At 49.8% G+C, this 13,840-nt stretch carries 14 protein-coding genes; 13 read left to right on the forward strand and 1 reads right to left on the reverse strand.

Going from position 1 to position 13,840, the window contains the following annotated elements:
- Positions 1-84: 84 nt before the first annotated feature.
- From BN871_RS01585 to BN871_RS01595, 3 genes are all read left to right on the forward strand, one after another.
- Entirely contained in the window at positions 85-327 is a 243-nt protein-coding gene (locus BN871_RS01585; RefSeq protein ID WP_269745401.1) for a PrgI family protein, read from the forward strand.
- A complete protein-coding gene (locus BN871_RS01590) occupies positions 320-2,650 on the forward strand; it encodes a VirB4-like conjugal transfer ATPase, CD1110 family (protein WP_021877388.1) in 2,331 nt (776 codons plus the stop codon). Before BN871_RS01585 ends, BN871_RS01590 begins: the two co-directional genes overlap by 8 nt.
- A 249-nt stretch (positions 2,651-2,899) precedes the next feature.
- On the forward strand, positions 2,900-3,559 hold the full coding sequence (locus BN871_RS01595) for a recombinase family protein (protein WP_374725868.1): 660 nt from the start codon (positions 2,900-2,902) through the stop codon (positions 3,557-3,559).
- Positions 3,560-3,575: 16 nt separating this feature from the next.
- On the opposite strand, the gene BN871_RS01600 is transcribed toward BN871_RS01595, so the two are convergent.
- Positions 3,576-5,252 carry a multicopper oxidase family protein gene (locus tag BN871_RS01600; RefSeq protein ID WP_021877391.1) on the reverse strand — a complete coding sequence of 559 codons (1,677 nt, stop codon included), beginning with the start codon at positions 5,250-5,252 and terminating at the stop codon, positions 3,576-3,578.
- 255 nt (positions 5,253-5,507) lie between these two features.
- On the opposite strand from BN871_RS01600, the gene BN871_RS30075 reads away from it, so the two are divergent.
- The 10 genes from BN871_RS30075 (at position 5,508) to BN871_RS01645 (ending at position 13,813) form a co-directional block, all read left to right on the forward strand.
- Positions 5,508-5,681 (forward strand): DUF1259 domain-containing protein, encoded by a 174-nt coding sequence (locus BN871_RS30075; RefSeq protein WP_083436178.1) that lies wholly within the window; start codon positions 5,508-5,510, stop codon positions 5,679-5,681.
- Positions 5,682-6,217: 536 nt separating this feature from the next.
- Positions 6,218-7,387, forward strand: coding sequence for an MFS transporter (locus BN871_RS01605; RefSeq protein ID WP_232312751.1), 1,170 nt, complete (start codon positions 6,218-6,220; stop codon positions 7,385-7,387).
- A gap of 102 nt (positions 7,388-7,489) precedes the next feature.
- Complete coding sequence (locus BN871_RS01610) at positions 7,490-7,828, forward strand: metal-sensitive transcriptional regulator (RefSeq protein WP_048743981.1); 339 nt, start codon at positions 7,490-7,492, stop codon at positions 7,826-7,828.
- A gap of 128 nt (positions 7,829-7,956) precedes the next feature.
- Positions 7,957-8,286 (forward strand): metal-sensitive transcriptional regulator, encoded by a 330-nt coding sequence (locus BN871_RS01615; RefSeq protein ID WP_048743983.1) that lies wholly within the window; start codon positions 7,957-7,959, stop codon positions 8,284-8,286.
- Between the two features lie 32 nt (positions 8,287-8,318).
- Entirely contained in the window at positions 8,319-8,519 is a 201-nt protein-coding gene (locus BN871_RS01620; RefSeq protein ID WP_048743986.1) for a cation transporter, read from the forward strand.
- 29 nt (positions 8,520-8,548) lie between these two features.
- Positions 8,549-10,996, forward strand: coding sequence for a heavy metal translocating P-type ATPase (locus tag BN871_RS01625; RefSeq protein WP_048743989.1), 2,448 nt, complete (start codon positions 8,549-8,551; stop codon positions 10,994-10,996).
- Between the two features lie 22 nt (positions 10,997-11,018).
- Entirely contained in the window at positions 11,019-11,942 is a 924-nt protein-coding gene (locus BN871_RS01630) for a hypothetical protein (protein WP_021877399.1), read from the forward strand.
- Between the two features lie 22 nt (positions 11,943-11,964).
- Positions 11,965-12,585, forward strand: coding sequence for a nitrite reductase (locus BN871_RS01635; protein WP_153783394.1), 621 nt, complete (start codon positions 11,965-11,967; stop codon positions 12,583-12,585).
- 14 nt (positions 12,586-12,599) lie between these two features.
- Positions 12,600-12,857 carry a glutaredoxin family protein gene (locus tag BN871_RS01640; RefSeq protein ID WP_021877401.1) on the forward strand — a complete coding sequence of 86 codons (258 nt, stop codon included), beginning with the start codon at positions 12,600-12,602 and terminating at the stop codon, positions 12,855-12,857.
- Between the two features lie 101 nt (positions 12,858-12,958).
- A complete protein-coding gene (locus BN871_RS01645) occupies positions 12,959-13,813 on the forward strand; it encodes a class I SAM-dependent methyltransferase (protein WP_048743993.1) in 855 nt (284 codons plus the stop codon).
- The last annotated feature ends 27 nt before the right edge of the window (positions 13,814-13,840 follow it).

The following is a 13,840-nucleotide window of genomic DNA, read 5'->3' on the forward strand; positions in this document are numbered from 1 at the left end:
AAAGCTTGTTCTTCGGACTGTCCTTGCGGCAGTTCTTTTTTTTCTGTTCTGGCGGTCGCAGCGGCAATTGGACTGTATTTCGGGCTGCGCAGTCATTTCGGACTGGAAACGCTCAGTTGGATGTGCATATTGGGGGCAGCTCCCTGCGCCGCGCTCGGATTTATCTGCTATCACGGTATGACGGCGGAGCAACTATTGTGGGCGTATGTGAAGTCGGAGTTTCTGATGCCAAGACGGCTTGTCTTCCGCTCGACCAACATATACTACGAAGCGCTGAAAGGAAGCCTGCACAAGTGTGAGCAAGAAAGGATGAAGCGCAATGATTAAGACGCTCAGGCGCACCATGAAGCAGGACAAGGAACGGTCTGTTATTCCCAAAAGCGTACAACAAGCGATCCCGATCCGCGCCATCTGGCCGGACGGGATTTTTGCTGTCGGCAACAAATTCTCGAAGTCGTTCCGTTTCGCGGACATCAACTACGCTGTCGCATCGAGAGAGGACAAGGAGACGATGTTCCTTTCCTACTCCGAATTGCTTAATTCTTTTGACAGCGGCGCGACGACGAAGATTACGATTCACAATCGGCGGCTGAATCAGGCAGATGTGGAACGTTCCATTCTTATTCCGCTCCAGCACGACGGGCTGGATGTGTATCGGCAGGAGTACAACGACATGTTGCTTGGCAAAGCGACGGATGGCAACACCAATGGGACGATTCAAGAGAAATACATCACCATCTCCGTGGTTAAAAAGAACGTGGATGAAGCTCGCCATTACTTCGCGCGGGTCGGCACGGAGTTGACGGCGCATTTCTCTCGTCTCGGCTCGAAATGTACCGAGCTTGATGCGACTGACCGCCTGCGCATTCTGCATGACTTCTTCCGGATTGGCGAGGAAGCCGATTTTCGCTTCGACATGCAGGAGATGATGCGCAAGGGACACGATTTCAAAGATTACATTTGCCCGGACACCTTCGAGTTTGCCAAAGATCATTTTCGGATGGGCGAATACTACGGTCGGGTCATCTTTCTGCGTGATTACGCCAGCTACATCAAGGACAGCATGGTAGCCGAACTGTGCGACTTGAACCGCAACTTGCTGCTGTCGCTCGATGTGATCCCGATTCCGACCGACGAAGCTGTCCGTGAAGTGGAGAATCGACTGCTCGGCGTGGAAACGAACATTACGAATTGGCAGCGACGGCAAAATCGCAACAACAACTTTTCTGCTGTCATCCCTTACGACATGGAGCAGCAGCGCAAAGAGAGCAAGGAATTTCTTAGCGACCTGACCACACGCGACCAGCGGATGATGTTTGGACTACTTACGATGGTGCATGTCGCGGACAGCAAAGAACAACTCGATAGCGATACGGAGACATTGCTCACTACGGCCCGCAAGCATTTGTGCCAGTTTTCCACGCTCTCCTATCAGCAAATGGACGGTTTGAACACGGTGCTGCCGTATGGGCTGCGAAAGGTTCATGCTTTGCGGACGCTCACGACTGAAAGTACGGCTGTCTTTATCCCGTTTCGAGCGCAGGAGATCATGCATCCAGACGGCATTTATTACGGCCAAAACGTCATCAGCAAAAATATGATCGTCGCCAATCGAAAGCAACTGCTTAATGGAAACAGTTTTATCCTTGGCGTATCCGGTTCCGGTAAAAGCTTCGCCGCGAAACGGGAAATCGTCAACCAGATATTGGCGAGCGATGACGACATTATTCTGATTGACCCGGAGCGGGAGTATTCCGCTCTGGTAAATGCGCTGGGTGGCGAGACGATTCATATATCTGCTACTTCGTCGAACCATATCAATGCAATGGATATGAACCGGGATTATGGCGACGGAGCCAATCCGATCATTCTTAAATCGGAATTCGTCCAGTCGTTGTGCGAGCAGTTGATCGGAGGACATCAACTTGGAGCCAAGGAGAAGTCGCTCATCGATCGCTGTACCGCCGCTGTGTACCGCAAGTATTTGCGGAGCAACTATAAGGGACAGCCGCCGACATTGCAGGATTTTCGCGCGGAGCTGCTCAAGCAAGCAGAACCGGAGGCGCAGGACATCGCGCTGGCCATTGAATTATTTACTTCCGGTAGTCTGAATACGTTCGCCCAATCGACCAACGTCAACGTCCACAATCGGCTGATTTGCTACGATATTCTCGACTTGGGCAAGCAGCTTCTTCCCATCGGCATGCTGGTCGTACTCGACAACATCTTGAATCGGATTACGCAAAATCGCGCCAGAGGCAAGAATACGTTTATCTTTATTGATGAAATCTACCTTCTGTTCCAGCACGAATATAGCGCCAACTTTCTTTTCACGCTCTGGAAGCGTGTCCGAAAGTATGGCGCTTTTTGCACAGGGATTACGCAAAATGTGGACGATCTGCTGCAAAGCCATACAGCCCGCACCATGCTCGCAAACAGTGAATTCATCGTCATGCTGAATCAGGCAAGCACCGACCGGATGGAGCTTGCCGAGTTGCTCAACATTTCGGATCTGCAACTGTCTTACATTACGAATGTTGACGCCGGGAATGGTCTGATGAAGGTCGGCAGCTCCCTCGTACCGTTTACCGACAAGTTCCCGCGGCACACGAAACTGTATGGCCTAATGACAACGAAGCCCGGAGAGTAATGGATAAACAGCAGTAGGCGGCTGATCGCAAACAGGATCAGCCGCTTAAGCACTAATATACATCTCTCATGGACTCTTCACCAGTAAATCTTGGCTGTTAGGAAACTTACAATGTTCTGCCGAGCATTCGCATTCCATAGTTTCTGTCACTTCTTTACAAAACATTAATGGGTAGTTTATCCAATTCATCATTTCAAATTGCATGCTTTTTGATTACATATTTTTTTTGCTCTGTTTATACGTATCAAAATGTATCGGGTATCGGCAAAAGACCAAAATCCGGAACGGCAGCTCGTCAAGTTCCGGGAGCTGGGCGTTGATGAAAGATACATATTTGTTGACAAGCAGAGCGGCAAGGATTTTGAGCGGCCGCGCTATCAGGCAATGCGTCTGATGATTAGAGAGGGCGACCTGGTTTACCTGGATGCGCTGGATCGGCTGGGCCGAGATTACGACGGCATAATTGCCGAATGGAAAGCCATTACACGAGAGATCGGCGCAGACATCGTATGTCTGGATAACGAAACGCTGTTCGATTCCAAAAAGTTCAAACAAATGGGTGATTTCGGCAAAGTCATGGAGGACCAGTTTTTAAGCCTGCTGGCATATGTGGCCGAGCAGGAACGGAAAAAGAATCGGCAGCGGCAGGCGGAAGGGATCGAAGTTGCCCGAGCGGATGGCGTAACGTTCGGGAGGCCAAGGCAGGAAATTGACGATAAGTTTATCCGGACATACCGGGAATGGAGAGCAGGGCAAATCACGGCAACCGAGGCTATGCGAAGAATTGGTATGAAAAAACCGACGTTTTACCGGCGGGTGAGGGAGTATGAGGGAGCAAATGGACAGAACAAGCAATCGCCCGTTGCTTCAAAGGACGATGCAGAGAATGGGAATCAGGGGATGGCTTGAAGCCATCCCCTGGTCATTATTCCGGTTTATTCCCTGCATTCGGGTCTGCAACAAAATTTGTCTTATAGTCTGTATATTTCAGCTCCGTTACCATGCCGGCAGAAGCATGATGCAGATCATGACAATGGAACATCCAGTTCCCTTCATTATTTGCTTCGAATGCGACAACGTATTCTTCGCCCGGCTTCAAATTCAACGTATCCTTTATGATTGGAGATCCTTCAAGCGGTTTCCCGTTCTTGCTTAGCACTTGAAAGAAGTGACCGTGCAAGTGCATCGGATGGTCGTCAGTTTTCGAGTTATTGACAAGGCGAACCTTGACGGTATCTCCTTTTTTGACGTTTATCGGTTCGGTTTCCGGAAACGTTTTTCTGTTTATGGTGTAGACCATTTCGCCGTTTTTCATTTCGGTGTTCAAATTCATCGTGTATTCCAAATTATACTTCTGATCTAACTTAAAGTTGGCTTTGCCCACTTGGCCGTAACGGCTCATATCGACAGCCGTCAGCTTCTCTGCTTCATTCGCTTTGTCGGAACCGGCGGGAGCTCCTTCATAAGCAATCGTGGCTTTCATCCCTTTAACAGCAGCTTTGTCGCCGTGGTCCTCGATCAACCATTGGCCCGGATTGCTGGCGACAAATTCAATATCGTAACGCTCTCCTGGAGCAATACTTACGACATTATCATTCAGGATACCTGGATTGTTTATAGGTTGTCCGTCGGTAGCAATAACTTTGAATTCATGTCCGTGCAAATGAATTTGATGAGACAGAAAGCCCGCATTAATCAAACGGATTCGAACTTTATCTCCTTCCTTAACAGGGAGCTGATCTACCAGCGAACCGGATTTTCCATTTATGGTATACAGATCGTACATGCTCATATCGTGTCCCATATTCATGGAACTATTATCGGTATTGGTCGACGCTTTGTTTTCGTTCCCCATATTCATCGTACTGTGATCCATGCCCGACAAATTGCCAGACATGTTCATGCTGGATTTATTGTCTTTGCCATCCGAACTGCCCATATTCATTTTGCTATGATCCATTTCCGACATGTTGCCTCCGGACATATTCATGCCGGACATTTCTCCGGAGCTCATCCATTCATCGAGGACAAGTGTATAATCACGGTCAACGTCGGTACCTTCTTTCGGTTCAACGATGAATGCCCCATATAATCCGCGATCCAATTGATTCACACTATCCTGATGGGAGTGGTACCAATAGGTGCCAGGGACATCTGCTTTAAACTCGTACGTAAACGACTGACCTGGTTGAACGGCATTTTGCGTTACGCCCGGAATGCCGTCCATAGCGTTGGGTACAGGAACGCCGTGCCAGTGAATGGTGACTGGCTCGGGCAACTGATTTTTCAGATTGACTTTTATCGTATCTCCTTGCTTAACCCGAATTTGTGGACCAGGAACGGAATTGTTGAATGTCCAAACCGGCAACGTTTTTCCAGGAGCAATTTCCTGATTGCTTTGGGAGGCAGTCAAATTAAATTCTTTTCCTGTTAATACAACGGACTTTTCTGTTTGAGTATTTGTCGTCTTCGCAGTCTCCTTTGTTCCCTCCATATTCATTTTCGAGTGATCCATTCCGCTCATCGAACCGGAACAACCAGCCAATACAACAGATAAAGCTCCGACTGCAATTATACTTTTGAGCTTCCAGCTAAGCTTCATTCATATTCATTCCTTTCTGTATCTGAACTTCCTATAGATCAATCATAGCCGAAGCCTATGTAGAACTTTTGAAGAAGCGAGAAGGAGTTCGCAGAGACAGGTTTATTTCTTTATACTTCAGTACACCGATTTGTGAAGGTAGGCATAAGCTGATAAAAAGATACGCGAGGCTTGCTCCTCATTCCATGTGGTCCTTTGAATCAATGGATTTACAAGGAAGGACCTTAAACTTGGGGGAAACGGCACTTCTTCAGGATGAAGTTTATCCGTTTACCTGGAATTTGCAAAAAAAACGGAATCATGTTATCCACCTTGCATAATCACTGGTTAATGAACAATCCAAATCTAGTTTATGCGCATTATACTTCTGTTGAAGAGACGCTTTCTTTTGCAAGGAAGGTGGCAGAAGGCTACAAGGTGTTGCAGTAATTTGATAATTAATGTTCGGAATTAGGAAGATAACGTTTTCCCGGGCGCGTGAAGGAGTAGTCAGTCTTAAAAACATAGTGTTCGGAATTTTGAAGGCCGGCGAAGATATATAATTGCGAAGAGGCAACTCCTACGTTAGGGGCTGTCTTTTTTCAATTTGCGTGAACAAAAATCGCTTACAAAATCTTCTTGACAAATAGGGTAGGGGGCTATACTATTTTATCGAAGGTGGTCAGTGCACTGACCAAACCAATTCAAAATTTCAGCAAGGAGGAAATTAAAATGTCAACGCAAGCAAATGTAATTGCAGCGCCGGATGCACGAAGATGGAGAGCCTTATTTTTGCTTTGTCTCGCACAATTCATGGTGATTATGGATACATCCATTATCGGGGTGGCGCTTCCGGCTATAAAGGAAGCGCTCGGCTATTCTCAAGATAACCTGCAGTGGATATTCAACGCATATGTTATATTCCTGGGGGGCCTTATGCTCCTTGGCGGACGCTATCTGATCTGTTTGGCCAGCGAAGAATGTTTATGCTGGGCTTTCTCATTCTTTCCATGGCGTCTTTGCTGGCCGGTCTTGCCTGGTCGGAGGCAGCGATGAATACCGGTAGAGCCCTGCAGGGGCTAGGATCGGCGTTCATTTTGCCAGCCGCGCTGACGATTGTGATGATTTTATTCAGTCATAACCCGAAAGAACTGAATAAGGCGCTCGGTTTTTGGGGAGCCTCAGCGGCAGCTGGTGGTACGGCGGGAGTGTTTCTTGGCGGTGTCATTACCGAGTGGCTCAGCTGGAACTGGACATTCCTCATCAATATCCCGGTAGGGATATTCGCATTGATTTATAGCATGAGGGTTCTTCCAGCCGGAGTTCGTCAGAAGGGGAGCGTTGATGTTATCGGCGCGCTGGCGATCACAGCGGCGCTTGTGCTCGCTGTTTATGCTATTGTTACGGCGGAGCAAGTTGGCTGGGGATCCGTTCAGACGATTACCTTGCTTCTTATTGCCGCATTGCTGTTATTCGTATTCTTTGTGATTCAAAAAGTAAAGAGAGAGCCCCTTATACCGCTTGGCATATTTGCCGCGCCGAACTTACTTGTCGGCAACATTGCTTTTGGCCTGCTGGCGGGTGCGTGGATTCCGTTATGGTTTTTCTTGAATTTGTATTTGCAGCAAGTATTGCGGTTCTCAGCATTTGCTGGCGGCGTAGCTCTTGTCCCGATGACGGTTCTAGTCATGGTTGTCATGATCGGATTAACGGGGCGTTTAGTCGGACGATTTGGTTTTAAAAGCATTCTGGTTATCGGGCTTCTTGTTCTGGCAGGCTCTCTGTTCCTGTTAGCTGGCTATACGCCGATCAACGGGAACTTTGTGGCCAATGTGCTTCCGGCATCTTTGCTGGGCGCACTGGGAATGGCGCTTGCCTTCATCCCCGGCACTATTGCTTCGATGTCAGGGGCGAAGCCAGAAGAAACGGGCCTCGCATCAGGGATCGCCAATACAAGCTATCAGATCGGTTCTGCGATTGGTCTTGCCATCATGTCTGCGGTGGCAGCCTCCTGGACAGGCGGGCAGCTTGAGCAAGGGGCAGAGCAAATTGCCGCACTGAATACCGGCTTCCATGCGGCGTTTATCGGCGCGGCAATAGCCGCAGTCGCAGGCGCGTTCATTGCGCTACTTTTCTTACGGAAACCGAAGCAATAAGAATTTGACGATGACGATTCAGCTTCGGCTGGGTCGTTTTTTGTTTTCTTTGTATAGGGTAGGGGGACTATGGTACAATAGTGAGAGAAAGGAGTGATTTGGATGGAGCAACTTACGCAAGATGATGCCCAGACGCCTACCCACGATTCATGCTGCACGAACGGACGGCAAAGTCACCATTCTGAAAAGACGAAAAACAATTTGATAAGCCGCCTCAACAGAATCGAAGGTCAGGTTCGGGGGCTTAAAGGTTTGATTGAGAAGGATACTTACTGCGACGATGTGCTAAATCAAATTTCATCGGTCCAGTCCGCATTGAACGGTGTAGGAAAACTTCTTTTGGAGCACCATATGAAGAGTTGTGTGATCGAACGTATTCAAGATGGAGAGAACGAAGTGATCGACGAGCTCCTAGTCACCATTAATAAGCTTATGAAATAAGGAATGGCCTGGGATTCGTGAGAATCCCTTTTGTTTGGATTCAAAAATAGGGTTGGGGGGTAATGTAAAATAAGTGTTGACACATATAGTATAGGGGGGGTATACTATAAATCAAGGAGGTGCTGACGATGGACGTTATGGAAGTGAAGGCTGAAGAAGCATGCTGTTCGTCCGAAGATGGCCGAAGAAGTCACCATTCACTTGCCGTAAAGTCGGACCTGACCGTTCGCCTAAATCGTATTGAAGGGCAAATTCGCGGTGTGAAAGGCCTCATTGATAAAGACACTTATTGCGATCAGGTGTTAAATCAGATCGCCGCCATCCAAGCTGCACTAAACGGCGTGCGAAAAGTTCTTTTAACAGGACACCTTAAAGAGTGTGTGGTGGAGCGCATCCAACAAGGCGATGCCGAAGTCGTAGATGAGCTGCTGCAGACCATTCAAAAGCTGATGAAATAAAAACCAATAAACAGTCAAAGGAGAATGAATCCATGAAAAATGTAACGTTGAAAGTTGAAGGTATGTCTTGCGGACACTGTGTCAATTCGATTGAAGGGGCTTTGAAAACAATTGGGGCAAGCGGCAAAGTCGATCTCTCGGGAGGAACGGTAGCTGTAGCGTACGATGAAAGCCAACTGACGATAACTGCCATTAAGGAAGCTATTGAAGAACAAGGATACGACGTAGTGTAACGAATCGGAAAAGAAACGAGGTGTTCGTGATGGAAGCAGTCAGGCTGGAAACGGAGCAAACGTCCCTGCAATTAACCGGTATGACATGCGCCGCTTGCGCAAACCGGATTGAGAAGGGACTCAATAATCTCGAAGGCGTGACGGAAGCGAACGTGAACTTTGCCCTGGAACGGGCGACGGTTACGTACGATCCGAAAAAAGTAAATGTCGCGCAAATGGAACAAAGCATTCAAAAACTCGGCTACGGTACGGCAAAAGAAGTCGTTGATTTCAAACTGGAAGGCATGACCTGCGCGGCTTGCGCGAATAAGATTGAGAAAGGCCTTGGAAAATTGCCCGGCGTCACGAACGCTTCCGTTAACTTCGCGATGGAAACCGCTCGGGTCGAGTACAACGCGGCCGATGTATCTATCTCCGATATGCAGCAACGCGTGGAAAAGCTGGGCTATAAAGCGATACCGAAGCAAGACGAAGCCAATCCTTCGGAGCATCGCGAGAAAGCCATTTCACAACAAAAGCGCAAACTGCTCATCTCCGCCGTTCTTTCGCTGCCGCTGCTCTGGTCCATGGTCAGCCACTTTTCGTTCTTATCCTGGATCTGGATGCCGGAGCTCTTCATGAATCCGTGGTTTCAATTGGCGTTGGCTACACCAGTTCAATTTTACATTGGCAAACAGTTCTATGTGGGCGCGTTCAAAGCGCTCCGGAATAAGAGCGCCAATATGGACGTACTCGTCTCGCTCGGAACGTCAGCTGCATACTTTTACAGCTTATACTTAACAATTGAATGGGCCTCAATGGGCAGCATGGCGCATCACGGTCCATCGATGTACTACGAAACGAGCGCGGTCCTCATCACTCTCGTTATTCTCGGGAAGCTGTTCGAGTCGCTGGCTAAAGGCCGTACATCTGAAGCGATCAAGACGTTGATGGGCCTTCAGGCGAAAACGGCTCTCGTTGTTCGGGACGGGCAGGAAATGACGATTCCGGTCGAAGACGTACTCGTCGGCAATATCGTGGTGGTGAAACCGGGGGAGAAGATCCCGGTGGATGGGGAAGTGCTGGAAGGAAGTTCGTCGGTCGATGAATCGATGCTGACCGGCGAAAGTATCCCGGTCGAGAAAAAAGCCGGAGACAGCGTGATCGGTGCTACCGTCAACAAAAACGGCAGATTGAGATTGAAAGCGACCAAAGTCGGCAAGGAAACCGCGCTTGCCCAAATCATTAAGGTCGTGGAAGAAGCGCAAGGCTCGAAAGCGCCGATTCAACGGGTAGCGGATGTCATTTCCGGAATCTTCGTGCCGATCGTCGTAGGGATTGCGGTTGCCGCATTTCTGGTTTGGTACTTCTGGGTGACACCCGGCGATTTCGCAAATGCGCTGGAGAAAGGGATTGCGATCCTGGTCATCGCCTGCCCTTGCGCACTGGGGCTCGCTACACCGACATCGATTATGGCGGGCTCCGGCCGCGCCGCGGAGCTTGGCGTGCTGTTCAAAGGCGGCGAGCATCTGGAATCCACGCACAAAATCGATGCGATCATTCTCGACAAAACCGGCACCGTAACGAAGGGGAAACCGGAACTTACGGATGTTGCCGCCGCAAATATAGACGAACATGCTTTTCTCCGCTTAGTTGGCGCTGCCGAGAAGGATTCCGAGCATCCGCTTGCGGAAGCGATCGTTGCCGGAATCCGGGCTAAAGGCATCGAGCTTCCGGCAACGGAACAGTTTGAGGCGATTCCAGGGTTTGGTATTCGTGCCGTCGTTGAAGGCAAAGAGGTTCTGGCCGGTACGCGCAAGCTGATGGCGAAATATGACGTTTCGGTTGAACAGGCGCTTGATCGGATGACGCAGCTTGAAGAAGATGGAAAAACGGCGATGTTGATCGCGGTTGACGGAGCGTATGCGGGTCTCGTCGCGGTGGCCGATACGATTAAAGAAACATCGAAAGAGGCTGTAACGCGGCTGAAAGAAATGGGCATAGAGGTGATCATGATCACGGGAGACAACGAACGCACCGCACGGGCGATTGCGGGGCAAGTCGGCATCGATCATGTTCGCGCCGAAGTGCTTCCAGAAGGCAAAGCGGAAGAAGTGAAGAAGCTGCAAGCGCAGGGTAAGAAAGTGGCGATGGTCGGCGACGGCATCAATGACGCCCCCGCGCTGGCGATGGCAGATATCGGCATGGCGATCGGTACCGGTACGGACGTGGCCATGGAGGCCGCCGACGTCACCTTGATGCGCGGCGATCTGACGAGCATTCCGGATGCGATCTACATGAGCCGCAAGACGATGAGTAACATCCGCCAAAACCTCTTCTGGGCGCTCGGCTACAACACCCTCGGCATTCCGATTGCCGTGATTGGACTGCTGGCCCCTTGGGTTGCGGGCGCGGCGATGGCGCTCAGTTCCGTGTCCGTCGTCCTTAACGCCTTGCGTCTGCAGCGTGTCAAAGTACGCTCTGCATCGAACTTGTAATGAAGTGGAGTTGATATAAACCATGAAGAAGAAAATCATCCTCGTCGCTGCGGCGGTACTTGTGTTAAGCATATTGGCCGCATGCGGCAAAGCAGGGGATAAGAAACCCGCAGGCGGAAATAATCATGCCGGTCATGGAGCCATCAGCGGGCAAGAGAACGCCGAGAAGCCTGCAGGAAACGAGAAAAAGGAGGCGGGAGAGATGGATCATGGAGGCGGCCACGGCGGCCATGGCGCAGATGCGAAGCCTGCTGCGGAGAATCTTCAAGCATCATTTGCCTTCCCCGCAGGCGCCGCAAAAGCAAATGAAGAAACGGAATTGACCATTCAAGTGAAGGATAAGGACGGGAAACCGGTCAATAAATATGATGTCAATCACGAGAAATTGCTTCATCTCATTATCGTCAATCACGATTTATCGTTCTTTAACCACATTCACCCCGAGTTTAAGGGTGACGGCACATTTACGGTGAATACGTCGTTCCCGGCTGGCGGTGAGTACAAAGTGTTTGCGGATTTTATTCCGACTGGCGGGGCCAATACAACGCTCAGCGAGTGGGTGAAGGTGGAAGGCAAAGAAGGCAAGCATGCCGCGATTGCAGCTGACGCAAATCTTGTGAAAGAAGTCGATGGCAAGGAAATTGAGCTCTCTATGAGTGCCGCCAAACCGAAAGAAGACGTGACATTGACCTTCAACATTCGCGACGCGAAGACGAAGAAGGGGATCAATAATCTGCAGCCTTATTTGGGTGCGGTTGGCCATGTCGTAATTCTTTCGGAAGATGCGAATCAGTATCTTCATGTTCATCCGATCGACGAGAAAGCGACCGGGCCGGATGCGAAATTCGCGACTTCTTTTCCGCAAAGCGGCACGTTCAAAATTTGGGGACAATTTCAGCACAATGGCGAGGTGTTCACCGTCCCCTTCGTCGTCAATGTGAGATAACGGATCGAAGAGGAGAATGATCATGGGAGATAAGACGAAACTGGCGGTATCGCCTGCGATTCAAGTCGGGGGAAGCCTATTTACGCCGGATCAACTTGCCAAGATCGGTACGGTTGTCGGTTCAGACGCCAAAATTGAAATGACCTCGTTCAAGCAGCTTTACGTGGAAGTGCCTCTTGATGAGCGAGAAGCCATCCAGGAAGAACTGGAGCGTGCCGGTCTGGAAGTATATCCGGCCGGATTTGCGACCAAGAGCCTGATCGCCTGCAACTTCTGCAAAGGTGCGGAAGAAGCCGGTCTGGAGACGGCTCGCATCTTGAATCGGGCGATCGCTGGCATCGCGACGCCCACGCCGCTGAAGATTGGCTACGCAGGCTGTGCGCTGGGCACAAGTGAACCGCTGCTGAAAGATATCGCTGTCGTCAAAATGCGGGATACGTTCGATATTTACGTTGGAGGAGAACCTAAAGGCATCAAAGCTGCGACGGGGCGGTTGCTTGTCTCCGGCATAACAGAGGAACGACTTGTTCCTGTTGTATCCACGCTTATTGATTTTTATAAGCAACAAGCAAAAGGAAAAGAGAAGTTCAGCAAATTCGTGGATCGGATCACGATGGAGCAGTTGAAACAAATCGTCGCGTAAAGGAGAGAAATTCCATGTCGCAAATCGATCCGAAAGATCCGATCAAAATTTACACGATCCCGACCTGCAGCGACTGCCACTTTGCCAAGCGCTATTTCAATGAGCATCAAGTTCCCTATGTTGACTACAATTGTGAAGAAAATATCGAATATGCGAAAGAAGTTCTGGAGCTGACAGGAAAGCAGGTCGTACCGACCATCGTCATTAAAGACAAGGTATTTGTCGGTTTTGCCGAGAACTTGAATGAAATAAGCAAACTCCTTGTAGGCTAAGAACTTATAGGTGTCTCGCGCAGGCTGCTATTTGTGTCCGTGACTAAAGAGTGGTTGCCTTAATCCGAATGTTAGGAGCATTCATAAGGGGAGGTACTATCGTGGCGTCCGAGCAAAATGAAGAAAGATCAAAATCATGGGAAACCGCAGGGCAAGTAGCGGCTTGGAATCGAAGCAGTGACGATCGAGAAAGGCTTCTAGGGGAAGCGACGGAGCTTATGCTGCGGGAAGCTGGCGTTAGGGAAGGAACGCAGCTTCTGGACATAGCGGCGGGGATGGGGGACCAGACGTTCATGGCCGCCCGGATGATCGGTCCGGCAGGAAATGTTGTTGCTACCGATATCTCAGCGACCATGCTGCAGGTCCTTGCCGAGATCGCGAAACAAGAGACGCTCACTAATATTCAAACGCATGTCATGGATGCCCAGCATGTAGATTTGCGGACAGACACCTTTGATGCGGCTATATCCCGTCACGGTTTGATGTTTGTTCCAGAGCTGGGGCAAGCCTTGACGGGTATCCGAGAGGTGTTGAAAACGGGCGGTAAATTCGCGGCACTCGTATGGTCGAGTCCGGATAAGAACCCGACCTTGTCCCTGCCGATTTCTATCATTTCACGATATGCAGGCATCCCGATTATGGAAGGCGGCAAAAAACCAGGCGTGTTCTCACTTGGTAACCCCGACTTACTGGCAGAAGCCTTTCAGACAGTGGGCTTCCGGGATGTAACGGTGCAGGCTGTCCCGCATATTCACCGCTATGCTTCGGCTGTGGAGTTTAGCCGTCGTGGGCGAGAAGACGTATCCGCCGGTCCGCTGGGTGAAATCATTAAACGGCTCAGTGAGGAAGAACGCAAAAAGATGCATATGGAAATTGTTCGTGCGCTGCAGACATTCGAAGGGCCAGAAGGATTTGAAGGGCCATCGGAATCACTCCTGGTTGTGGGGATCAAATAAATGGGCTTACGCAGCTTTCCTTTGGAG

Origin of the sequence: Paenibacillus sp. P22, from assembly GCF_000469945.2 — a bacterium.
GTDB classification, from domain to species: Bacteria; Bacillota; Bacilli; order Paenibacillales; family Paenibacillaceae; genus Paenibacillus_O; species Paenibacillus_O humicus.

What these genes read in the sequence shown, in the direction of transcription:
- BN871_RS01590 (WP_021877388.1), top strand. Translation starts at nt 320, where the DNA reads ATGATTAAGACGCTCAGGCGCACCATGAAGCAGGACAAGGAACGGTCT.
- BN871_RS01595 (WP_374725868.1), top strand. Translation starts at nt 2,900, where the DNA reads ATGTATCGGGTATCGGCAAAAGACCAAAATCCGGAACGGCAGCTCGTC.
- BN871_RS01600 (WP_021877391.1), bottom strand. Translation starts at nt 5,252, where the DNA reads ATGAAGCTTAGCTGGAAGCTCAAAAGTATAATTGCAGTCGGAGCTTTA.
- BN871_RS30075 (WP_083436178.1), top strand. Translation starts at nt 5,508, where the DNA reads ATGAAGTTTATCCGTTTACCTGGAATTTGCAAAAAAAACGGAATCATG.
- BN871_RS01605 (WP_232312751.1), top strand. Translation starts at nt 6,218, where the DNA reads ATGCTGGGCTTTCTCATTCTTTCCATGGCGTCTTTGCTGGCCGGTCTT.
- BN871_RS01610 (WP_048743981.1), top strand. Translation starts at nt 7,490, where the DNA reads ATGGAGCAACTTACGCAAGATGATGCCCAGACGCCTACCCACGATTCA.
- BN871_RS01615 (WP_048743983.1), top strand. Translation starts at nt 7,957, where the DNA reads ATGGACGTTATGGAAGTGAAGGCTGAAGAAGCATGCTGTTCGTCCGAA.
- BN871_RS01620 (WP_048743986.1), top strand. Translation starts at nt 8,319, where the DNA reads ATGAAAAATGTAACGTTGAAAGTTGAAGGTATGTCTTGCGGACACTGT.
- BN871_RS01625 (WP_048743989.1), top strand. Translation starts at nt 8,549, where the DNA reads ATGGAAGCAGTCAGGCTGGAAACGGAGCAAACGTCCCTGCAATTAACC.
- BN871_RS01630 (WP_021877399.1), top strand. Translation starts at nt 11,019, where the DNA reads ATGAAGAAGAAAATCATCCTCGTCGCTGCGGCGGTACTTGTGTTAAGC.
- BN871_RS01635 (WP_153783394.1), top strand. Translation starts at nt 11,965, where the DNA reads ATGGGAGATAAGACGAAACTGGCGGTATCGCCTGCGATTCAAGTCGGG.
- BN871_RS01640 (WP_021877401.1), top strand. Translation starts at nt 12,600, where the DNA reads ATGTCGCAAATCGATCCGAAAGATCCGATCAAAATTTACACGATCCCG.